Here is a 22,322-nt window from a genome sequence, read left to right on the forward strand (position 1 = left end):
ATCGCGCCCTCGCTTTCCCGGCGGGGGCGTTTTTCTTGATTTGGCGCAGGCGGCGCGTAAATCAATAGAATTGCTCAAATAACCGCTAGTTCCCCGCTGTTCAAATCGTGCTATGCTGGCGCTCCACATTTCCTCCACTTTTGTCATTACGCACTCGTAAGCAGAACATCATCATGCGGTCTCAATACATGTTAACGGCTGGGTTGCTCGGCATTCTGATGTCGTTGGTTTCCCCTGTGAGCCTGGCTAGTCTGCTGTCGGAAGACAGCGCGGTTAAATCTGAATACATGGAAGCGCAGCGCGATAGCGAAGTCTATGCGTTGGTGGGCGAGCATGTGATCCCGGTAGGGGAAGTGAAGCGCGGGCAACTGCTCCAAGTCTTCCCGGCGGATGCGGAATACTACGAATTCAAATTCGGGCACGGTACCGGCTTTATCGATAAAGACGACGTGCGTGAATTGAAGAAGTCGCGCAAGGTGCAAGACGATCTGGGCGAGCTGAACAAACCGCTGACCAACCAGAATCTGATCACGCAAAAAACGATCGACGTATACACCGCAGCGGACAAGGACAGCGAGGTATTGGGCACGCTGGAAGGCAACCTGCGCTATCCGATCATCGGCAAGCTGAAGGATCGCCTGAACAACACCTGGTACGAGGTCAACATCGGCGAGCGGCTGGGGTTCATTAATGAGTTGGACTGCGAGATCGATAACGGCATACCGGTGCTGACTTACCACCACCTGCTGAAAAACGAAGAGAACAAACGCTTCCGCCACACCTCGACCACCACTTCAGACGTGGCGTTCAGCAACCAGATGACCTACCTGAAGCAGGCGGGCTACGACACCATTTCGCTGTACCAGCTGGAAGCCTACCTGAAAAATCAGATCAACCTGCCGGGCAAGGCGGTCGTGCTGACCTTCGACGACGGGCTGAAATCGGTGTATCGCTACGCTTACCCGGTGCTGAAGGATTACGGTTTCCGCGCCACGGCGTTCATCATCTCTTCGCGCATCAAACGCCACCCGCAGAAATGGAACCCGGACTCGCTGCAGTTTATGAGCGTCTCGGAGCTCAAGCAGATTCAGGACGTGTTCGACGTGCAGTCGCATACCCATTTCCTGCACCGCACCGACGGTAATCGCCAGCCGATTTTGCTGAGCCGTTCGCTGCACAATATCGAGTTTGATTTTGAGCGCTCACGCCGCGCGCTGTCGCAGTTCAATCCGCACGTGCTGTATCTGTCTTACCCGTTCGGCGGCTATAACCAACGGGCGATTCAGGCGGCGCAGGACGCCGGTTTCCATTTGGCGGTGACCACGGTGCAGGGCAAGGTAAAGCCGGGGGATAACCCCTATACGCTAAAGCGGCTGTATATTCTGCGCACCGACTCGATCCAGACCATGGCGGATCGGATAGCCAACAAGCCGGGCACGGTGGTGGTGCAATAAGGAAGAACGGGCGCGCAAGGTGCCCGTTTTATTGTCAGGCGACCTGAACCGGCACGGCTTTCGCCTTGCGCTGCAGGTTGTTGTCACCTTCGAAATAGGCGACTTTCGGGTGGTGTTGGCGGGCGTCGGCGTCGGTCATTTGCACATAGGAGCAGATGATCAGTTTGTCGCCTACGCAGGCGCAGCGCGCGGCGGCGCCGTTGACCGAAATGATGCGCGAACCGCGCTCGGCGGCGATGGCGTAGGTGGAGAAGCGCTGGCCGTTATCCACGTTGTAAATATCGATCGCTTCATATTCCAGAATGCCGGCGGCCTCCAGGAAATCCTGGTCGATGGCGCAGGAGCCTTCATAGTGCAAGTCAGCCTGAGTGACTTTGACGCGATGCAGCTTGCCTTGCAGCATAGTACGTATCATAGCTTTACCTAACTGAATATCGGCCTTCACAGGCGCTGGGGTTGAACATCTCTCCTGCATCCCTGCAATCTCTATCGTCACCGATTGCTCCGCCATTGTCTACCAATGGTCAGGTCTTCTGGGTGACGATAGTATAAAAAACGGCTTACAGCGTCAGGTCGACCTGCTGGTTGTCGATAAGACGCGCCTTGCCCAGCCAGGCGGCCATCAGCACCACCGCTCGCTGGCTGTCCACCGTCAGCGGCTGCAGGCTGTCGGCGTCGCGAATAAACAGCTCATCCGGCGTAAAGCCGGCGGCGCGCAGCTGCTCGGCGGTCTGCTCCAGCAGCGCTTCGATCTGGCGCTCGCCATTGGCCAGCTGTTGCGCCAGCGCGTTCATGATCTTGCTCAGCTGCGGCGCTACCTTGCGCTCTTCGGCGGTCAGGTAGCCGTTGCGCGAGCTGAGGGCCAGGCCGTCTTTGGCGCGCACGGTCGGCACGCCGACGATATCGATGTCGTAACCCATGTCCACCACCATTTTGCGGATCAACGCCAGCTGTTGGTAATCCTTCTCGCCAAAACAGGCCAAATCAGGCTGCACCAGGTTGAACAGCTTGCTGACGATGGTGGAAACGCCGCGGAAGTGGCCCGGCCGGCTGGCGCCTTCCAGGATGGTGGAGATGCCCGGCACGTCGACGTAGGTCTGCTGCTCCAGGCCCTGCGGATAAACCGCGGCCGGGGCCGGCGCGAACACCAGATCGACGCCGCGGCGGGTCAGCTTTTCGCTGTCTTCCTGCAGCGTGCGCGGGTAGCGCGCCAGATCGTCCGGGCGATCGAACTGCATCGGGTTAACGAAGATGCTCACCACCACCACGTCGGCGCGGGCGCGCGCTTCATCGACCAGCGTCATGTGGCCGTCGTGCAGGTTGCCCATGGTCGGCACCAGCGCGATGCGTTTGCCTTCCTGGCGCCAGCGGCGGATCTGCTGACGCAGCATCGGCAGGGTTTCGATAATAATCATTGAGTGACTCCTGGAACCATCGCTTAGTTAAAAGAGTGTTCAGCCGCCGGGTAGAGGCCTTGCTCCACTTCCTGAATGTAATGCTGCACCGCCGTGCGGATATCGCCACTCTGCGCCAGGAAGTTCTTGGCGAACTTGGGCGTGTGGCCGCCGGTGATGCCGAAGGCGTCGTGCATCACCAGGATCTGGCCGTCGGTGCCGTTGCCGGCGCCGATGCCGATGACCGGAATGGACAGCGCTTCGGTGATCTGGCGCGCCAGCTCGGTCGGCACGCATTCCAGCACCAGCAGCTGAATGCCGGCCAGTTCCAGATTCTGCGCGTCCTGCAGCAGCTGTTTGGCGGCCAGTTCGTCGCGCCCTTGCACCTTATAACCGCCGAACACGTTGACCGACTGCGGCGTCAGGCCCAGGTGGCCGCATACCGGCACCGCGCGTTCGGCGAGCATTTTCACCGTGTCGCACAACCAGCTGCCGCCTTCCAGTTTCACCATGTTGGCGCCGGCGCGCATCAGCTCGGCGGCGTTGGCGAAGGTCTGTTCCGGGGTGGCGTAACTCATGAACGGCAGATCGGCCAACAGCAGGCAGGCCGGCGCGCCGCGGCGCACGGCGCGCGTGTGATAGGCCACGTCGGCGACGGTGACCGGCAGCGTGGAGTCGTGGCCCTGCAGCGTCATGCCCAGCGAATCGCCCACCAACAGGACTTTGATGCCTTGCTCTTCAAACAGTTTGGCAAAGCTGGCATCGTAGGCGGTAAGGGTAGCAAACTTGCGTTGCTCCTGTTTCCACTGGCGCAAGTGGGTCACGGTGGTGGGTTTCATCACAACGTCTCCTGAAACGGGCCGTGCGGCGTACGCAGGCCCAGGCTGCAAAAAAGTGCAGTCATTCTACTGTAACCCGATCGGGGTGGGTAGCGCGGATCGCCATGCTTAAGCGGTTCTTAAGAACCTTGTGGTGCAATGGCGCCAAGACTCAAAAGGGATACTCATGCGAATTCTGTTGATCGAAGATGACAAACTGATCGGGGACGGCATCAAGGCCGGGCTGACCAAACTCGGCTTCAATCTGGACTGGTTCACCGACGGCGCCGTCGGCAAAAATGCGCTGGACAGCGCGCCGTACGACGCGGTGATCCTCGATCTCAGCCTGCCGGGCCTCGATGGTCTGGATCTGCTGCGCCAGTGGCGCCAGGCCGGGCAGGACGTGCCGGTGCTGATCCTCACCGCCCGCGATGCGCTGGAGCAGCGGGTCAGCGGGCTGCAAAGCGGCGCCGACGATTATCTGTGCAAGCCGTTCGCGCTGGCCGAAGTGGCGGCGCGCCTGCAGGCGCTGATCCGGCGTCGCCACGGCCAACTGATGCCGCAGCTGACGCACGGCAACGTAGTGTTCGACAGCGCCACCCGCAGCGTGAGCTGCAACGGCGAACCGGTGACGCTGACGCCGCGCGAATTGGCGGTGCTGGAGCTGTTTTTGCACAACAAAGGGCGGGTGCTGGCGCGGCCGTTGATTCAGGAGAAACTGTACAACTGGGACGACGAGGTGAGCAGTAACGCGGTGGAGGTGCATATTCACCACCTGCGGCGCAAGCTGGGCAACGGCTTCATCCGTACCATCCACGGCGTGGGTTACACGCTGGGGGATGCGCCGTGAAGCATCTCAGCCTGCGGCTGCGCCTGATCCTGATCTTCAGCCTGCTGGCGCTGCTGACCTGGAGCACCGCCAGCGTGGTGGCCTGGGTGATGTCGCGCAACACCATCAACGAAGTGTTCGACACCCAACAGATGCTGTTCGCCAAACGGCTGGCGACCGCCAACCTCGGCGATCTGTTGGCCGATGAAAGCGCGCGCAGCCTGCCGAAAACCAAGAAGCTGGTGCATCACGGCAAGCGCGGCGAGCAGGACGACGACGCGCTGGCGTTCGCCATCTTCGATCGCCAGGGCAAGATGCTGCTCAACGACGGCGAGAACGGTGCCGACTTCCTGTTTGACGGGGAGCGTGAGGGTTTTACCGACGGCGAGCGCAAAGGCGATGACGACAGCTGGCGCCTGGTGTGGCTGACCAGCCCGGACGGGCGCTACCGCATCGTGGTCGGCCAGGAGTGGGATTACCGGCGCGATATGGCGCTGGGCATGGTGACCGGCCAACTGGTGCCCTGGCTGGCGACGCTGCCGGTGCTGATGCTGCTGATCGCGCTGATGGTCGGGCGCGAGCTGCGGCCGTTGCGCACGGTAGCCGCCGGTTTGCGCCGGCGCGCGCCCGATGATGCGACGCCGCTGGACGCGCGCCAGGTGCCGACCGAGGTGCGCCCGCTGGTGGATGCGCTCAATGCGCTGTTTGCCCGCATCAACGCTTTGCTGGTGCGGGAGCGACGCTTCACCTCCGATGCCGCACACGAGTTGCGCAGCCCGCTGGCGGCGCTGCGGGTGCAGACCGAAGTGGTGCAGCTGGCGGGGGACGATGCGCCGATGCGCGAGCACGCGCTGGACAATCTGACGCTCGGCATCGATCGCGCCACCCGGCTGGTGGATCAGCTGCTCACGCTGTCGCGGCTGGATTCGCTGTCGGATCTGGCCGAACTGGCGCCGATCGACTGGAACAATCTGGTGACGATGACCCTGGCGGAACAGGACCGGCAGGCGCATGCGGCGGGCGTGACGCTTCGCTATGAACAGCAGGGAACGCCGCCGCCGCGTCAGGGAGAAACCTTGCTGCTGTCGTTGCTGTTGCGCAATCTGCTGGACAACGCGGTGCGCTATACCCCGCAGGGCGGCGTCGTCACCGTGACGTTGAGCGAACGTTCGCTGACGGTGGAGGACGACGGTCCGGGGGTCACCACGGAGCATCTGGCGCGGCTCGGAGAGCGCTTCTATCGCCCGCCGGGGCAGGAACAAACCGGCAGCGGGCTGGGGCTCTCGATCGTACAGCGTATTGCCGGCTTGCATGGTTTACAGATCAGTTTCGCCAATCGCCCGGCGGGGGGATTTGTCGCGCGGTTGGCGCTGTAGGCGGGTCAGGATTGCGGTTTTGGCGAGTGCCACAGCGCCATGCCGTTTTCCGGCACGCGCTTGAGGCAGCTGGCGAGCGGTTCGCCATCGGGGAAAATCAGATCGGGGGCGATTTCCTCCAGCGGGTAGAGCATGAATTCGCGCTCTTTCAGGCCGTAATGCGGCACCGTCAGGCGATCGGTATGGATCACCTTGTCGCCGTACAGCATGATGTCCAGATCGAGCGTGCGCGGCCCCCAGCGTTCATCCTTGCGCACGCGCCCCTGATTGCGTTCTATCGCCTGGGTATGGTCGAGCAGCTGTTCGGGCGGCAACAGGGTATCCAGCGCCACCACCGCATTGAGAAAGTCCGGCTGGTTTTGCGGCCCCAGCGGCTTGGTACGGTAAAACGAAGAACAGGTGACCAGCCGGGTGCGCGGGAGGTGCTCCAGCGCCTCCAGCGCGGCGTTAACCTGTTGCAGCGGCTGCGCCAGGTTGCTGCCCAGCGCGATATAAACGCGGATCATTATGCCCCTTCTTTACGCGGTGCCCGGCGGCGAGGGCGGCGTTGGCGCGCGCGGCGCGGCGCCGGATCGTCACCCAGGGTGCTCAGCATGGCTTTCTGCCGCGCCGGCGTGGCGTCCTGGAACTCGCCCCACCACTCGGCCAGACGCAACATTTCCTGATTGTCTTCCACTTCCGCACGCAGCGCCAGCAAATCATAGGCGGCGCGGAATTTCGGATGCTCCATCAGTTTGTGCGCGCGTTTGCCCTGGCGGCGGGACAGGCGCAGCTGCAGCTGCCAGATATCGCGCACCAGCGTGGTGATGCGTTTCGGGATGGCCAGCGAGCGGCACTGCTCGTCGAGCACGTCGTTCATCGCCAGCGCGAAGGCGTCGTAGTAGGCCAGGCCGCTTTCCTGCGCCAGCTTCTGCGCGTGCTCCAGCAGCGGGTACCACAGCATGGCGGCGAACAGGAACGCCGGGTTGACGCGCATGTCGTTCTGCAGACGATGATCGGTGTTCTTCAGCACCTGCACCAGAATGCGCTCCATCGGCGTATCGTGGTTCGGCGTGAAGTTACGGGCGATCAGCGGGAACAGCGGTTGGAACAGCTGGTATTCGCACAGCTTCAGGTAGGTCTGGAAACCGTAACCCGCCTGCAGCAGCTTGAGGGATTCTTCGAACAGGCGCGCCGGCGGGATCTCATGCAGCAGCGAGGCCAGGCGCGGGATCGGCTCGGCGGTCTCTTCGCTGATGCGCATGTCCAGCTTGGCGGCGAAGCGCACCGCGCGCAGCATGCGCACCGGATCTTCGCGGTAGCGGGTTTCCGGATCGCCGATCAGGCGGATCACGCCTTGCTTCAGATCGTTCAGGCCGCCGACGTAATCGCGCAGGGTGAAATCCGCCACGCCGTAGTACAGGCTGTTGATGGTGAAATCACGGCGCTGGGCGTCTTCCTCGATCGAACCGAAGATATTGTCGCGCAGCAGCATGCCGTTTTGCGCCTGCTGGGAGGAATTCTTGTCGGATTCCTGATTCTGTTCGTGGTGACCGCGGAAGGTGGCCACTTCGATGATCTCCGGCCCGAACATCACGTGCGCCAAGCGGAAACGGCGGCCGACCAGGCGGCAGTTGCGGAACAGCTTGCGCACTTGCTCCGGCGTGGCGTTGGTGGTGATGTCGAAGTCTTTCGGCTTTTTGCCGAGCAACAGATCGCGCACCCCGCCGCCGACCAGATAAGCCTCGTAGCCGGACTTGTTCAGGCGATAAAGCACTTTCAGCGCATTTTCGCTGATGTCTTTGCGCGAAATCGAGTGCTGTTCGCGCGGGATCACGGTCATCGAGTCGTTGCTCTCGGCGATAGGAAAAGGCGGACGCTTGCGCGGCGTTGAGCGGCGGGCAGGGGCGTTGCTGCCGTTATCGGCGGCGCGCGGCTGCGGCGCAGGGCGGCTTGGCGCCGCGGCACGCTCTTCGCGGACTACGTTTTTATCGCCGGCCGCCGCGTCGTCGCGGGGCAGCTTGTCATCGCGGGTCAGTACCTTACGACAGAAGTTGGCTACTCGGGTAAAAATGGTACACCTCGATAGTGACTGATAAAAATGGAGCTAACAAAAAATAGCGGCTAATCATAGCTCACCATGGCTCCTTTGAGAATGCCGGCGTGTTTTCATCCAGAGGGATAGCCTCCTGACGCGGCACGTTTTCCAACCGCCAGTGTTCGATCGCCCAGCTCAATAATAATGGCAGGTCAAGATCTTGCCAGCTTTCCGGCAGCGGTTGGCGCAGAAATTTCAGTGCGGCGATCAGCACCGGCCGCGGATCGCCTGCGGGCAACGCCGGCGCATGATTTTGCTTCGACAGCTTGATGCCGTTGGCGCCCAGAGCCAGCGGCAGATGCACATAGGCGGGCACCGGCGCCTGCAGCTGGCGGTAGAGGGCAATTTGGCGCACCGTCGGTTCGATCAGATCGGCGCCGCGGACAATCTCGGTCACGCCCTGAAAATGGTCGTCGATCACCACCGCCAGGTTGTAGGCGAACAGCCCATCGCGGCGGCGAATGATAAAGTCTTCCCCCGCCAGCGCCGGATCGGCGTGCAATTCTCCCTGCAGGCGATCGTGGAACCGGTAAACAGGGGCGGTCTGACGCAAGCGGATAGCGGCACCCTGCGGGCCGAGCTGCAAATCGCGGCAGTGGCCGTCGTACAATCCGCCGATGTGCTGGATGCGGCTGCGGGTGCAGGTGCAGTAATAGCTGAGCCCCTGGCGCTGCAACAGATCCAGCGCGGCGCGATAGGCGTCGTGACGTTGGGATTGATAGATGACCTGGCCGTCCCAGTGGAGACCATAATGTTCCAGCGCGGACAGGATGCGAGCGGCGGCGCCGGGGACTTCGCGCGGCGGGTCGATATCTTCGATGCGAACCAGCCACTGCCCGCGTTGGGCGCGAGCCTGAAGGTAGCTTCCCAGAGCGGCAATCAGCGAACCGAAATGCAGATCCCCGGAAGGCGATGGGGCAAAGCGCCCCACATAATGACTTTCTTGCATATCAGAGGGGAGAGGTTCCCTTTTCTCTGTGCGGCGCACGCAGGTGCGCACGCCGCAGCGGTAACAACGGTATTAGCCGGCCATCTGCTTTTCGCGGATCTCAGCCAGCGTCTTGCAGTCGATGCACAGATCGGCGGTCGGACGCGCTTCGAGGCGACGAATACCGATCTCCACGCCACAAGATTCGCAGTAGCCGAAATCATCGTCTTCCACTTTCTTCAGCGTTTTTTCGATCTTTTTGATCAGTTTGCGTTCACGGTCACGGTTACGCAGTTCAAGGCTGAACTCTTCTTCCTGAGTGGCACGGTCGGCCGGATCAGGGAAGTTGGCTGCCTCTTCTTGCATATGCGATACAGTACGGTCCACTTCGTCCCTGAGCTGGTTGCGCCACGCTTCAAGAATGCGCTTGAAATGCGACAACTGGGCGTCGTTCATGTACTCTTCGCCCGGCTTCTCTTGGTACGGCTCCACCCCAGCGATGGCGAGAATGCTCAAGGACGAGGTTTTACGGTTTTGCCCTTCTTGCATGTTGCTTCTCCTACATACACACGCACTATCGAATCCCCAATGCGGGGGAAAAACAGGCCGCTATAAATAACAGAAGGAAGGTAGGTTGGCAATTATTCCTGTCGCCCGCTTGACAATCGTGTGAAGGAGGGCGTATTTGGCGATCGTGCTGGCCGGTTGTCTATTTATAGGGACCCGACTGCGCTAATCGATAAAAAACGGCAGCTTATCGCAGAGATAAATACCGTCAGGTGATAACTTTGCCCCGTAGCAAACCACTTCCACTCCCAACTGCCGGACCTGTGCCAACAGCGCCGCATAGCGCTCATCTATATGATGTGCCGGTGCGACCTGCTCAATACCGCTGTGTAACACGGCAAAGAACAACACCGCCCGTTGCCCGCTTTCAACCACGCTGAGCAACTCACGCAGGTGCTTTTGCCCTCTGAGCGTTACCGCATCAGGAAAGTAACCACGTTGTTGTTGCAGTAATGTGACTGACTTAACTTCAATATAGCAGTTAACCCGATTTTCTGCCTGTAATAACAAATCGATACGGCTGTTTTCACCGCCGTATTTCACCTCGCCGCTGATTTTACTGTAACCGGATAATTCATTGATTAAATTATGTTCAATCGCCTCGCACACCAGCGCGTTGGCGCGCAGGGTATTGACGCAGATCCAGTGCCCCTGTTGGGTATGGGTCAACTCCCAACTGTGGGCGTATTTGCGCTTGGGATTGTCCGAGGTGGAGTACCAAACGGTGTCGCCGGGCGTGGCGCAGCCGGTCATGGCGCCGGTATTGGCGCAGTGCAGCGTAAAGGTTTCCCCTTCCGGGGTGATCACGTCCGCCAGAAAGCGTTTGTAACGTTTGATCAGCGTAGCGGAACGCAGCGGTGGAGAGAAAATCATGCGGATGCCTGTTTGGCCAGCGGCCACTGTTCGAGGTGTTGATAGCGGGTGCGGCCGTTTTCGAACACCGACTCATATAAGGAAAAGGCGTCGGCGCTGAACGCCCAGCCCGGCGTCGCCGGCGGGAGCGCCACCGGCTGGGTGGCGGCGCGCAGCAGCGTGATGTGCGGATGGAACGGCAGCGCGCTTTGATGGCAGCCGCTGCGTGCGGCCTGCGAACGCAGCAGCTCGGCCAACTGCAGCAGCCCGCGCGGCGCGCGGCGGGTGCCGAGCCAGACCACGCCGGGGCGCGGCCAATGGCCGAGATCGTCGAGCCGCATGCTGAAGCCGGGTTGCACGATGCGGCCGGCCAGTTTGCGCAGCGCCAGCTCTTTCTGCGCGCTGACCTCGCCGAGAAACGCCAGCGTCAGGTGCAAATTGGACGCCGCCACCGGCCGGCCGGCCTCCGGCGCAAACGCCTCGGCGCGCCAGCGGATCACCTGCTGTTGCAGGGCGTCAGGCAAGGACAGGGCGAAAAACAGGCGGCGCGAATTGGACATAAGGACTCGGCAAATGCATGACAAAACGGTCGGGAACAGCGGTAACGTTACTGGCAGCGGCCCCGCGAGCGGCGCGGCGCACGAATGAGCTCCGTACTATAACTAACGACGCCGCAGTTTGAAAGGCTACGGGGACAAAGCTAATGCTACACTGTACGCCGTTTAACGCTAACCACTACGGAGAATTCAGTGTCTTCATTGCCCGTCAGCGCGGTGCTCGATGAGTTGCTGGCTGCGCTGCAGTCTGCCCCGCAGGTGCTGTTGCACGCCCCGACCGGCGCCGGTAAATCCACCTGGTTGCCGCTGCAGATCCTGGCTAAGGCCGGGTTGCCGGGGCGCATTATCATGTTGGAGCCGCGGCGGCTGGCGGCGAAAAACGTCGCCTATCGCCTGGCGCAGCAGCTGGGGGAGGAGCCTGGTCAGACCGTGGGCTACCGCATGCGCGCCGAAAGTAAAAGCGGGCCGCAAACCCGACTGGAAGTGGTGACGGAAGGCATTCTCACCCGCATGCTGCAGCAGGATGCCGAGCTGCAGGGCGTGTCGTTGGTGATCCTCGATGAGTTCCATGAACGCAGCCTGCAGGCCGATTTGGCGCTGGCGTTGCTGCTCGACGTGCAGCAAGGGCTGCGCGACGATCTGAAGCTGCTCATCATGTCGGCCACCTTGGATAACGCTCGCCTGTCGCAGTTGCTGCCGGAAGCGCCGGTAGTGGTGTCTGAGGGGCGCAGTTTCCCGGTTGAACGCCTGTATCAGCCGTTGGCCAGCCATCAGCGGCTGGAGGACGGCGTAGCGGCGGCGGTGAAGCGGTTGCTGGCCGAACAGCCGGGATCTTTGCTGCTGTTCCTGCCGGGCGTGGCGGAGATCAATCGGGTGCTGGAGCGATTGACCGGCGAGGTGGCGAGCGATACCGATCTTTGCCCGCTGTATGGTGCCTTGCCTCTGGCGCAACAGCAAAAAGCGATTCAGCCGGCGGCGCCTGGCCGCCGCAAGGTGGTGCTGGCGACCAACATCGCCGAAACCAGCCTGACGATCGAGGGCATTCGGCTGGTGGTGGACAGCGGCCTGGAGCGCGTGGCGCGTTACGACGTGCGCAACGGTTTGACGCGGCTGGCGACGCAGCGCATCAGCCAGGCCTCGATGGTGCAGCGTGCCGGGCGCGCCGGGCGCCTGGAGCCGGGCCTTTGCTGGCATCTGTTCGCCAAAGAACAGGCGGAACGCGCGGCGGAACATGCCGAACCGGATATTTTACAGAGCGATCTCACCGGCTTTTGGCTCGAACTGTTGCAGTGGGGTTGCCACGATCCGGCGCAGCTGACCTGGCTTGATGCGCCTCCGGCGGCGGCATTGGCGGCGGCCAGAGCGTTGTTGCGCCGGTTGGGGGCTACGGATGACGGCGACAAACTCACCGCGCCGGGGCGCCAGATGGCCGCGTTGGGATGCGATCCGCGGCTGGCGGCGATGCTGGTCGCCGGCGCGACGCTGAGCGCCGACGGCCTGGCGACGGCGGCGTTGTTGGCGGCGTTGCTGGAAGAACCGCCGCGCGGCGGGCAGATGGATATCGGTTATTGGCTGAGCCGCCCGCAAGCGAACTGGCGGCAGCGCGCCGCGCAGTTGGCCAAACGCCTGCCGCAACGTGCGGGGCAAGTCGACGTCGAGTTGGCGCCGCGCCTGTTGGCGTCGGCATTTGCCGATCGCATCGCCCAGCGCCGTGGCCAGGACGGCCGCTACTTGCTGGCTAACGGCATGGGGGCGGCGATGAACCAGGATGAGGCGCTGTCGCGCGCGCCCTGGCTGATCGTCCCCAGCCTTTTGCAGGGCCACAACAGCCCCGATGCGCGTATCCTGTTGGCGTTGCCGGTGGACATCGAAGCGCTGGCGGCGCAGCTGCCGACGATGGTCATGCAGCGCACGGCGGTGGAATGGGATGAAGAGAAGGGCACGCTGCGCGCCTGGAAGCGCCAGCAGATCGGCCGTCTGACGCTGCGTGCCCAGCCGCTGGCCAAGCCGGCGGACGAAGAGCTTCAGCAGGCGCTGCTCGATTGGGTGCGCGCGCAGGGGCTGTCGGTGCTTAACTGGGAGGGTGCCGCCGAACAATTGCGGGTGCGCCTGCAGTGTGCGCAAGCCTGGCTGCCGGAGGCGGAGTGGCCGGCGATGGATGAAGAACCGCTGCTGGCGGCGCTGGATCAGTGGCTGCTGCCGTCGCTGAACGGCGTGCGCGATCTGCGCGGCTTGAAGCAGGTCAACCTCGCCGAGGCGCTATCCCGCCTGCTGGACTGGCAGCAAAAGCAGCGGCTGGATAATGCGCTACCCACTCATTACACTGTGCCGACCGGCAGCCGCCTGCCGATCCGTTATGAGGCCGGCAAACCGCCGGCGCTGGCGGTGCGTTTGCAGGAGATGTTCGGCGAGCAGCGCAGCCCGATGTTGGCGGAGGGTCGCATCCCGGTGGTGCTTGAGTTACTCTCACCGGCGCACCGGCCGTTGCAAATCACCGGCGATCTGGCGGCCTTCTGGCAAGGCGCCTACCGCGAGGTGCAAAAAGAGATGAAGGGCCGCTACCCGAAACACGTGTGGCCGGACGATCCGGCCACGGCGGTACCGACGCGCCGAACGAAGAAATATCAGTAGGTCGCGATCATTCAAGGTTTGGAATTCAGATGTTTCTTCTGGTCAGCGCTGCGGCGTCGGCACAGATTAAGCGACTAATCATGGCCGGCAGTGTCGGCAAGCTCGGAGAACAACAGCCATGGCTGGGGATGACCGCGAGCCCATCGGGCGCAAAGGAAAACAACCAAAAAGCACCGCGTCGCGCAAGCCGCCGCGCCGTCGCCGAGACGACGATTATGACGATTACGAAGAAGACGAGTATGACGATGATGAGTATGAAGAGGAGGAGGAACGCATGCCGCGTAAGGTAAAAGCGACTCCGCCGCGTAAAAAACGCCGCTGGCTCGGCCTGATTATCAAACTGATCCTGGTGCTTGCCGTCCTGTTGGCGATCTACGGCGTCTATTTGGATTCCCAGATCCGCAGCCGCATCGACGGCAAAGTCTGGCAATTGCCGGCGGCGGTGTACGGCCGCATGGTCAACCTGGAACCGGGCATGCCGTACAGCAAGAAGGAGATGGTCAACCTGCTGGAAGGGATGCAGTATCGCCAGGTCAGCCGCATGACGCGTCCGGGCGAGTTTACCGTACAGGCCAACAGCATCGAGATGCTGCGTCGCCCGTTCGACTTCCCGGATGGTAAAGAAGGGCAGATCCGCGCCCGCCTCGATTTCCAGAACAACCGCCTGGCGAAGATCGAAAACCTGGACAGCGGCCGCAGCTTCGGCTTCTTCCGCCTCGATCCGCGTCTTATCACCATGCTGCAGTCGCCGAACGGTGAACAGCGCCTGTTCGTGCCGCGCTCCGGTTTCCCGGATCTGTTGGTGGATACGCTGATCGCCACGGAAGACCGCCACTTCTATGAGCATGACGGCATCAGCCCGTACTCCATCGGCCGTGCGGTGCTGGCCAACCTGACCGCCGGCCGTGCGGTGCAGGGCGGCAGTACTCTGACGCAGCAGCTGGTGAAGAACCTGTTCCTGACCAACGAACGTTCGCTGTGGCGTAAGGCCAACGAAGCCTATATGGCGCTGTTGGTCGATTACCGTTACAGCAAGGATCGCATTCTGGAGCTGTATCTGAACGAGGTGTATCTCGGCCAGAGCGGCGGCGACCAGATCCGCGGCTTCCCGCTGGCCAGCCTGTATTACTTCGGCCGCCCGGTGGACGAGCTGAGCCTCGATCAGCAGGCGCTGCTGGTCGGCATGGTCAAGGGCGCGTCGTTGTACAACCCGTGGCGTAACCCGAAACTGGCGCTGGAACGCCGCAACCTGGTGCTCAAACTGCTGCAGAACCAGGGTGTGATCGACGGCGAGCTGTATGACATGCTGAGCGCGCGTCCGCTGGGCGTACAGCCGAAAGGCGGCGTCATTACGCCACAGCCGGCGTTTATGCAGATGGTGCGCCAGGAACTGCAGAGCAAGCTGGGCGATAAGGTCAATGACCTGTCCGGCGTGAAGATCTTCACCACGCTGGATCCGGTGTCGCAAGACGCGGCGGAAAAAGCGGTCGAAGACGGCATCCCGGCGCTGCGCGCCGCGCGTCACCTGCAGGATCTGGAGGCGGCGATGGTGATCGTCGATCGTTTCAGCGGTGAAGTGCGCGCCATGGTCGGCGGCGCCAATCCGCAGTTCGCCGGTTTCAACCGCGCCATGCAGGCGCGCCGTTTGGTCGGCTCGCTGGCCAAGCCGCCGACGTATCTGACCGCGCTGTCCGAACCGGATAAATACCGCCTCAACACCTGGCTGGCGGATGCGCCGCTGTCGCTGAAACAGCCGAACGGCGCCGTCTGGCAGCCGAACAACTATGATCGCAAATTCCGCGGTCAGGTGATGCTGGTGGATGCGTTGGCCAACTCGCTGAACGTGCCGACGGTGAACCTCGGCCTGTCGGTCGGGCTGGATCAGATCAGCGCCACGCTGCAACGCCTCGGGATCCCGAAAGCGGAGATCAACCCGGTGCCTTCGATGCTGCTGGGGGCAATCGGCCTGACGCCGATGGAAGTGGCGCAGGAATACCAGACCATCGCCAGCGGCGGTAACCGTGCGCCGCTGTCGGCGGTGCGTTCGGTGATCGCCGAAGATGGCACGGTGCTGTACCAGAGCTTCCCGCAGGCGGAGCGCATGGTGCCGGCGCAGGCCGCTTACCTGACGCTGTACGCGATGCAGCAGGGCGTGGCGCGCGGAACATCCCGCTCGCTGTCGGTGAAGTTCCCGAACTACAACCTGGCGGCGAAAACCGGTACCACCAACGATCTGCGCGACAGCTGGTTCGCCGGCATCGACGGCAAGGAAGTGGCGATCGCCTGGGTGGGACGCGATAACAACGGTCCGGCCAAGCTGACCGGCGCCAACGGCGCGTTGACCCTCTATCGCCGCTATCTGGAAAATCAGACGCCGCTGCCGCTGATGTTGCAGCCGCCGGAGGGCATTAACCAGATGAGCATCGACTCTGCCGGCAACTTTATCTGCGGCGGCGGCAGTTGGCGCACCATCCCGGTCTGGACCGACAATCCGCAGGGATTGTGCCAGGCCAGCCAGGCGGCGGTGCAGCAGCAACAGCAACAACCGGCGGCGGGTGAGCAAAAAGATGGCGATGGCGTCGCCGGCTGGATCAAGGATATGTTCGGCCAGTAATCGCTACCGGGGCGTCGGCCCCGGTGAAAGTTTTTTCTTTGTTATTAAGCCCGTAACCTTGGTTGCGGGCTTTTTTATTTTTCTGCTTGTTTTATTTCCCTGCTAACCGCAAGGCTAAGCGTCTAATCCTTAACCTATTTGCCCTATGAATTCGGCTTGCAGTTTAATTTGGCTTCTGCATAAAATGCGACGCTTATAATAATTATTATCGTTTACATTCGTCATTTAATTATTCATCAGAGAAATCAACTATGCCGACCAAGCGTCTTCCATCATTCGCGGCCAAGCAGGGCCGCCTCCCCGTCAGCGCGTTAGCGATCACCGTCGCCGCGGCGCTGGGCACGCTGGCGATGCCGGCCTTTTCCGCCGACGCCAAATCGGCCGCCAAGGAAGACACGATTACCGTTGTGGGCGGTAGCAATACCGCCCAGCAGGAAAGCGCCTGGGGGCCGGTCGGCACCTATGTCGCCAAACGCAGCGCCACCGGCACCAAAACCGATACGCCGATCGAGAAGAACCCGCAATCCGTTTCCGTGGTGACGCGTGAAGAGATGGACATGCGCCAACCGGATACGGTGAAGGGCGCGCTGGCCTATGCGCCGGGCGTATTCGCCAGCCGCGGCAGCTCCACGACCTATGACGCGGTGGCAATCCGCGGCTTCCCGGCCACCAACACCACCCAGTATCTGGATGGCCTGCGGTTGCTGGGCGACAACTACAGCGAAGCGTCCATCGATCCTTATTTCCTCGAGCGCGCCGAGCTGCTGCGCGGCCCGGTCTCGGTGCTGTATGGTAAAAGCAACCCGGGCGGTTTGGTCTCGATGGTCAGCAAGCGACCAACCACCGAGCCGCTGCGCGAAATCCAGTTCAAGATGGGCAGTGACAACCTGTTCCAGACCGGTTTCGATTTCAGCGACGCGCTGGACGATCAGGGCATCTATTCCTATCGCCTGACCGGCCTGGCGAAAGACAGCGATACGCAGCAGAACATGAGCAAAGAGAAGCGCTATGCGATCGCGCCGTCCTTTAGCTGGCGCCCGGATGACAAAACCAACTTCACGCTGCTGGCCAACATTCAAAACGATCCCTATACCGGTTATTACGGCTGGTTGCCGAAGCAGGGCACGCTGATCCCGTTGCCGGACGGCAGCAAACTGCCGACCGATTTCAACGAAGGCGAAGCCAGCAACTATATGGCGCGCAAGCAGCGGATGATCGGGTACAGTTTCGAACACGCCTTCAACGATACCTGGGCGGTGCGCCAGAACCTGCGTTATATGCAGGTGGACACCGATATGAAGAGCATCTATGGATTTGGCTTGTCATCACCGACGACGATCAATCGCGCTTACGTTCAGTCGAAAGAGCACCTGAACAATTTTGCGGTTGATACTCAGGCGCAGGCGAAGGTGAAAACCGGCGATATCGACCATACGCTGTTGTTTGGCGTAGATTATTCGCGTATGCGCAACGATATCAATTCCGACTATGGTTCCGCAGACGGCCTGAGCATGACCCAGCCGCAGTATGGCAATGATGTGGTCAATATCAACTTCCCATACAAGTATTTGAACCGTCAGGAGCAAACCGGCCTGTATGTGCAGGAGCAAGGGGAGTGGAACCAGTGGCTGTTGACGCTGGGCGGGCGCTATGACTGGGCGAAAACGTCGGCCAATAACCGCGTTCTCGGGTATACCAACGAACGCTCCGATGGGCAGTTTACCTGGCGCGGCGGATTGAATTACCTGTTCGACAACGGCGTGACGCCGTATTTCAGCTACAGTGAGTCGTTTGAACCGACCCTCGATACGTCAATCAACGGCCAGACCTTTAAGCCCTCGATCGGCAAGCAGTATGAAGCCGGTGTGAAATTCGTGCCGAAGGATCGCCCAATCGTGTTGACCGGCGCCCTGTATCAGCTGACCAAGAACAACAACCTGACGCCGGATCCGGATAACGCGCAGTTCAGCGTGCAGAGCGGCGAGATCCGTTCGCGCGGCGTGGAGCTGGAAGCCAAGGCGGCGTTGAATGCCAACGTCAACCTGATCGCCTCCTATACCTATACCGATGCGAAGTACACCAAGGACAATACCTATCAGGGCAAACCGACCGTCGAGGTGCCGAAACACATGGCGTCGCTGTGGGCGGATTATACCTTCCACGAAACGGCGGTGAGCGGCCTGACGCTGGGTTCCGGCGTGCGTTAAGTCGGCTCCAGCTCGAGCTTCAACAGCGATAACTCCACCTTCAAGGTGCCGGACTACACGCTGGTGGACGCGACCATTAAATACGATCTGGCGCGCTTTGGCCTGCCGGGTTCGTCCGTGGGCGTCAACATCAACAACCTGTTCGACAAGACCTACGTGTCGAGCTGCTACCGCGACTACGCCTGCTACTGGGGCGCAGAACGCCAGGTGGTCGCCACCGCAACCTTCCGTTTCTAACCGGATAGCCGGGGCGGCGCCGCGTCGCCCCGGACAAAGCAGGATCTATGCAGGACAAACTTCTTAATCCCGGCGCGACCTTCGCGCTGGATAACGCCAGTTTCGCCGTCCCCGGCCGGGTGCTGCTGCAACCGCTGTCGCTCAGTTTTCCCCAGGGCAAAGTCTGCGGCCTGATCGGCCATAACGGTTCCGGTAAATCCACCCTGTTGAAACTGCTCGGGCGGCACCATGCGCCCAGCGGCGGCCAGGTACTGCTCAATCGGCAGCCGTTGGCGCAGTGGGACAGCAAATCCTTCGCCCGCCAGGTGGCCTACCTGCCGCAGCAATTGCCGGCGGCGGAAGGCATGACGGTGCGCGAGCTGGTGGCCGTCGGCCGCTATCCGTGGCATGGCGCGCTGGGGCGTTTTGGCGCCAACGATCGTCAACAGGTGGAAGAGGCCATCGCGCTGGTGGGCTTGAAGCCGTTCGCCCACCGGCTGGTGGACAGCCTTTCCGGCGGCGAGCGCCAACGCGCCTGGCTGGCGATGATGGTGGCGCAGGACAGCCGCTGCCTGCTGCTCGACGAGCCGACCTCGGCGCTGGACATCGCGCACCAGGTCGAGGTGCTGGCGCTGATCCAGCGCCTGAGCCGCGAACGCGATCTTACGGTGATCGCCGTACTGCACGACATCAACATGGCGGCGCGCTACTGCGACCATTTGGTGGCGCTGCGCGGCGGTGAAATGATCGCCCAGGGCGGCCCGCTGGAGCTGATGCAGGGGCCGGTGCTGGAGCAAATTTACGGTATTCCTATGGGTACGTTGCCGCATCCGAGCGGCGGCGCGCCGGTGAGTTTTGTCTACTGATGTCCTCTGCATTCACTTCTTCTCACGATCCGCTGCGCCGCCGTTTGTTGATGGCGCTGGCGCTGTCGCCGCTGTTGGGTTCGTTGCCCGGCCGAGCGGCGGATGCGCCGCCGGATATTGCGCGCGTTGCGGCGCTGGAATGGTTGCCGATCGAGCTGCTGTTGGCATTGGGCGTGACGCCGCTGGCGGTGGCCGATGTCCATAACTATAACCTGTGGGTGGCGGAGCCAAAGCTGCCGGCGACGGTGGTCGACGTCGGCCAGCGCACCGAACCGAACCTCGAACTGCTGCAGCAACTGCAGCCTTCGCTGGTGTTGTTGTCGCAAGGCTATGGCCCGACGCCGCGCAAAATCCAACCCATCGCGCCAACCATGAGCTTCGGCTTCAACGACGGCAGCGGCAAACCGCTGACCGTCGCTCGCCAGTCGTTGCTGGCGCTGGGCCAGCGGTTGGGCATAGAAAGCCGGGCGGTAAACCACCTGGCGCAGTTCGACAGCTTTATGCAGGATGCGCGTCAGCGCCTGCAAAGCTACACCCGACAACCGTTGTTGCTGTTTTCCCTGATAGACACGCGCCATGCGCTGATCATCGGCCAGAAAAGTCTGTTCCAGGAAGCGATGGATCAACTCGGCATCCGCAACGCCTGGCAGGAGCCAACCGATTTTTGGGGCACGGCGGTGGTGGGGATTGAACGGTTGGCCACGGTGCGTAACGCCCGGGTCATTTATCTCGATCACGGCAATCAGGCGATGATGGACAAGGTCAGCGCGACGCCTTTGTGGCAGTCGTTGCCCTTCGTGCGACAAAACCAGCTGCGGCAGGTGCCGGCGGTGTGGTTCTATGGCGCTACGCTGTCGACGATGCGTTTCTGCCGCCTGTTGGCGCAAGCTCAGGAGAGTGCGTCATGAATGCGGGCATCCGGAAATTGCCGCTGACGCTGATCCTGCTGTTGCTGGCGGCGGCAGGCGGTTTGACGATATATAACCTGGTGCAGCAGCTGCCGCCGGCGCAATGGGTGCGGGCGCTCAGCGCGCCGGACATCGACGACGTGCGGCAAATGCTGTTCCATTACAGCCTGCTGCCGCGGTTGACGGTGTCACTGTTGGCCGGCGCCGGTCTGGGGTTGGTTGGCGTGCTGTTCCAGCAGGTGTTGCGCAATCCTTTGGCGGAACCGTCGACGCTCGGCGTGGCCGCCGGCGCGCAGCTCGGCCTGACCATCGCCACGCTGTGGGTGCTGCCGGGGGGCGAGTTCACCCGCCAGCTGGCCGCTATGGTGGGGGCGATTGTGGTGGGCGGGCTGGTGTTTGGCGTCGCCTGGGGCAAGCGGATGTCGCCGGTGACGCTGATTCTGGCCGGGCTGGTGCTGGGACTTTACTGCGGCGCGGTCAACAGCCTGCTGGCGCTGTTTCATTACGATCAACTGCAGGGCATGTTCCTGTGGGGCACCGGCGCGTTGAACCAACAAGACTGGAGCGCCGTACGGTTCCTCCTGCCGCGTTTGCTGGTGGCCGGTGCGCTAGCGGCGCTATTGCTGCGCCCGCTGACGCTGCTGGGGCTGGACGACGGCGTGGCGCGCAACCTGGGGCTGGGGCTGTCGATGGCGCGCTTCTGCGCCCTGGGGTTGGCCATTATCTTCAGCGCCATGCTGGTGAGCGCGGTGGGCGTTATCGGCTTTATCGGCCTGTTTGCGCCGCTGATGGCGAAGATGCTGGGCGCGCGCCGTCTGGCGCACCGCATGATGCTGGCGCCGTTGCTGGGGGCGCTGTTGCTGTGGCTGACCGATCAGGTGATGCTCGGGGTCACGCAGGTGTGGCGCGAGATCCCGACCGGCGCGGCCACCGCGCTGTTCGGCGCGCCGCTGCTGCTGTGGCTGCTGCCGCGTTTGCGCAGCGCCGCCACGCCGCCGCCGATGAACCTGGGCGACAAGGTGCCTGCCGAGCGCGGGCATCTGGCGGGCTGGATTGGCCTGGCCGGCGTCGTGTTGCTGATTGGCCTGACGCTGGCGCTGATGCTGGGTAAAAATGCCGGCGGCTGGCACTGGAGCCTGGGGGCGGAGCTGGACGCCTTGCTGCCGTGGCGTTGGCCGCGGGTGCTGTCGGCGTTGGCCGCGGGTATGATGCTGGCGGTCGCTGGCACGCTGATTCAGAAACTGACTGGTAACCCGATGGCCAGCCCGGAAGTGTTGGGCATCAGCTCCGGCGCCGCTTTTGGCGTCGTGATGATGCTGTTTATGGTGCCGGGCGACGCCTTCGTTTGGCTGCTGCCCGCCGGCAGTCTGGGGGCGGCCGCGACGCTGCTGATCATCATGATCGCCGCAGGCCGCGGCGGTTTCTCGACGGAACGCATGCTGCTCGCCGGTATCGCGCTCAGCACCGCCTTTACCACCGTTATCTTCCTGCTGTTGGCCAGCGGCGATCCGCGTATGGGGGGCTTGCTGACCTGGCTCTCCGGTTCGACCTATTCAGTGGAGCCGGCGCAGGCGCTGCGCACCGCGCTGGTGGCCGCCGGCCTGATGGTATTGGCGCCGCTGTGCCGCCGCTGGCTGACCATCCTGCCGCTCGGCGGGGCTACCGCCCGTTCGGTAGGCATTGCGCTGACGCCGGCGCGATTGACCATCCTGTTGTTAGCCGCCACGATGACCGCCATGGCGACCCTGACCGTGGGGCCGCTGAGCTTTGTCGGACTGATGGCGCCGCACATGGCGCGCATGTTGGGCTTCCGCCGCGCGCTGTCGCAGATGGTGATCGCCGCGCTGTTGGGCGGTTTGCTGATGGTATTTGCCGACTGGTGCGGGCGGATGCTGCTGTTCCCGTATCAGATCCCCGCCGGGTTATTGGCGACCTTTATCGGCGCGCCGTACTTCGTTTATCTGTTGCGCAAGCAGACGTCGTAATCGGCATCTCGGCCATGCTTTTTCTGCCATCAAAGGCTCAGCG

At 62.2% G+C, this 22,322-nt stretch carries 17 protein-coding genes and 1 pseudogene; 9 read left to right on the forward strand and 9 right to left on the reverse strand.

Annotated elements, in window-relative coordinates:
- The first annotated feature begins 173 nt into the window (after positions 1–173).
- Complete coding sequence (locus JL05_RS08095) at positions 174–1,454, forward strand: polysaccharide deacetylase family protein (RefSeq protein ID WP_033632109.1); 1,281 nt, start codon at positions 174–176, stop codon at positions 1,452–1,454.
- Between the two features lie 34 nt (positions 1,455–1,488).
- On the opposite strand, the gene panD is transcribed toward JL05_RS08095, so the two are convergent.
- The 3 genes from panD to panB form a co-directional block, all read right to left on the reverse strand.
- The gene (gene panD / locus JL05_RS08100) at positions 1,489–1,869 is read right to left on the reverse strand and encodes an aspartate 1-decarboxylase (RefSeq protein ID WP_004937544.1); all 381 of its coding nucleotides are present in this window, start codon (positions 1,867–1,869) and stop codon (positions 1,489–1,491) included.
- Between the two features lie 145 nt (positions 1,870–2,014).
- Positions 2,015–2,869 (reverse strand): pantoate--beta-alanine ligase, encoded by an 855-nt coding sequence (panC, locus tag JL05_RS08105; protein WP_033632110.1) that lies wholly within the window; start codon positions 2,867–2,869, stop codon positions 2,015–2,017.
- A 23-nt stretch (positions 2,870–2,892) separates the two neighbouring features.
- The gene (panB, locus tag JL05_RS08110; protein WP_004937548.1) at positions 2,893–3,687 is read right to left on the reverse strand and encodes a 3-methyl-2-oxobutanoate hydroxymethyltransferase; all 795 of its coding nucleotides are present in this window, start codon (positions 3,685–3,687) and stop codon (positions 2,893–2,895) included.
- 166 nt (positions 3,688–3,853) lie between these two features.
- On the opposite strand from panB, the gene qseB reads away from it, so the two are divergent.
- Together qseB and qseC are read left to right on the forward strand one after the other, a co-directional pair.
- Entirely contained in the window at positions 3,854–4,516 is a 663-nt protein-coding gene (qseB, locus tag JL05_RS08115) for a quorum sensing response regulator transcription factor QseB (protein WP_004937550.1), read from the forward strand.
- Positions 4,513–5,871, forward strand: a complete 1,359-nt coding sequence (gene qseC / locus JL05_RS08120) for a quorum sensing histidine kinase QseC (protein ID WP_033632111.1) — start codon at positions 4,513–4,515, stop codon at positions 5,869–5,871. Before qseB ends, qseC begins: the two co-directional genes overlap by 4 nt.
- Before the next feature lie 5 nt (positions 5,872–5,876).
- Here qseC and folK read toward each other — a convergent pair whose 3' ends face one another.
- The 6 genes from folK to thpR all read right to left on the reverse strand — a co-directional run bounded on the left by folK (position 5,877) and on the right by thpR (position 10,855).
- A complete protein-coding gene (gene folK, locus JL05_RS08125; protein ID WP_033632112.1) occupies positions 5,877–6,377 on the reverse strand; it encodes a 2-amino-4-hydroxy-6-hydroxymethyldihydropteridine diphosphokinase in 501 nt (166 codons plus the stop codon).
- Positions 6,377–7,924: a polynucleotide adenylyltransferase PcnB gene (gene pcnB, locus JL05_RS08130; protein WP_071591451.1), complete on the reverse strand. Its 1,548-nt coding sequence runs from the start codon at positions 7,922–7,924 to the stop codon at positions 6,377–6,379. Before pcnB ends, folK begins: the two co-directional genes overlap by 1 nt.
- A 61-nt stretch (positions 7,925–7,985) precedes the next feature.
- Positions 7,986–8,897, reverse strand: coding sequence for a tRNA glutamyl-Q(34) synthetase GluQRS (gluQRS, locus tag JL05_RS08135; RefSeq protein ID WP_004937564.1), 912 nt, complete (start codon positions 8,895–8,897; stop codon positions 7,986–7,988).
- Positions 8,898–8,969: 72 nt separating this feature from the next.
- The gene (gene dksA / locus JL05_RS08140) at positions 8,970–9,425 is read right to left on the reverse strand and encodes an RNA polymerase-binding protein DksA (RefSeq protein ID WP_004937569.1); all 456 of its coding nucleotides are present in this window, start codon (positions 9,423–9,425) and stop codon (positions 8,970–8,972) included.
- A 183-nt stretch (positions 9,426–9,608) separates the two neighbouring features.
- Positions 9,609–10,316, reverse strand: a complete 708-nt coding sequence (gene sfsA, locus JL05_RS08145) for a DNA/RNA nuclease SfsA (RefSeq protein ID WP_033632113.1) — start codon at positions 10,314–10,316, stop codon at positions 9,609–9,611.
- Positions 10,313–10,855 carry an RNA 2',3'-cyclic phosphodiesterase gene (gene thpR, locus JL05_RS08150; protein ID WP_033632114.1) on the reverse strand — a complete coding sequence of 181 codons (543 nt, stop codon included), beginning with the start codon at positions 10,853–10,855 and terminating at the stop codon, positions 10,313–10,315. The genes sfsA and thpR overlap by 4 nt, the downstream gene beginning before the upstream one ends.
- 189 nt (positions 10,856–11,044) lie before the next feature.
- On the opposite strand from thpR, the gene hrpB reads away from it, so the two are divergent.
- From hrpB to fhuB, 6 genes and pseudogenes are all read left to right on the forward strand, one after another.
- Entirely contained in the window at positions 11,045–13,483 is a 2,439-nt protein-coding gene (hrpB, locus tag JL05_RS08155; protein ID WP_174435776.1) for an ATP-dependent helicase HrpB, read from the forward strand.
- Between the two features lie 118 nt (positions 13,484–13,601).
- Positions 13,602–16,097: a bifunctional glycosyl transferase/transpeptidase gene (gene mrcB, locus JL05_RS08160; RefSeq protein ID WP_033632116.1), complete on the forward strand. Its 2,496-nt coding sequence runs from the start codon at positions 13,602–13,604 to the stop codon at positions 16,095–16,097.
- Positions 16,098–16,348: 251 nt separating this feature from the next.
- Positions 16,349–18,541, forward strand: a pseudogene (gene fhuA / locus JL05_RS08165) (ferrichrome porin FhuA).
- A 47-nt stretch (positions 18,542–18,588) separates the two neighbouring features.
- The gene (gene fhuC / locus JL05_RS08170; protein WP_033632117.1) at positions 18,589–19,386 is read left to right on the forward strand and encodes a Fe3+-hydroxamate ABC transporter ATP-binding protein FhuC; all 798 of its coding nucleotides are present in this window, start codon (positions 18,589–18,591) and stop codon (positions 19,384–19,386) included.
- Positions 19,386–20,294: a Fe(3+)-hydroxamate ABC transporter substrate-binding protein FhuD gene (fhuD, locus tag JL05_RS08175; protein ID WP_021504740.1), complete on the forward strand. Its 909-nt coding sequence runs from the start codon at positions 19,386–19,388 to the stop codon at positions 20,292–20,294. The genes fhuC and fhuD overlap by 1 nt, the downstream gene beginning before the upstream one ends.
- Positions 20,291–22,279, forward strand: coding sequence for a Fe(3+)-hydroxamate ABC transporter permease FhuB (fhuB, locus tag JL05_RS08180; protein ID WP_033632118.1), 1,989 nt, complete (start codon positions 20,291–20,293; stop codon positions 22,277–22,279). Before fhuD ends, fhuB begins: the two co-directional genes overlap by 4 nt.
- Positions 22,280–22,322 lie beyond the last annotated feature (43 nt).

The organism is Serratia nematodiphila DZ0503SBS1 (assembly GCF_000738675.1).
Classification (GTDB): Bacteria; Pseudomonadota; Gammaproteobacteria; order Enterobacterales; family Enterobacteriaceae; genus Serratia; species Serratia nematodiphila.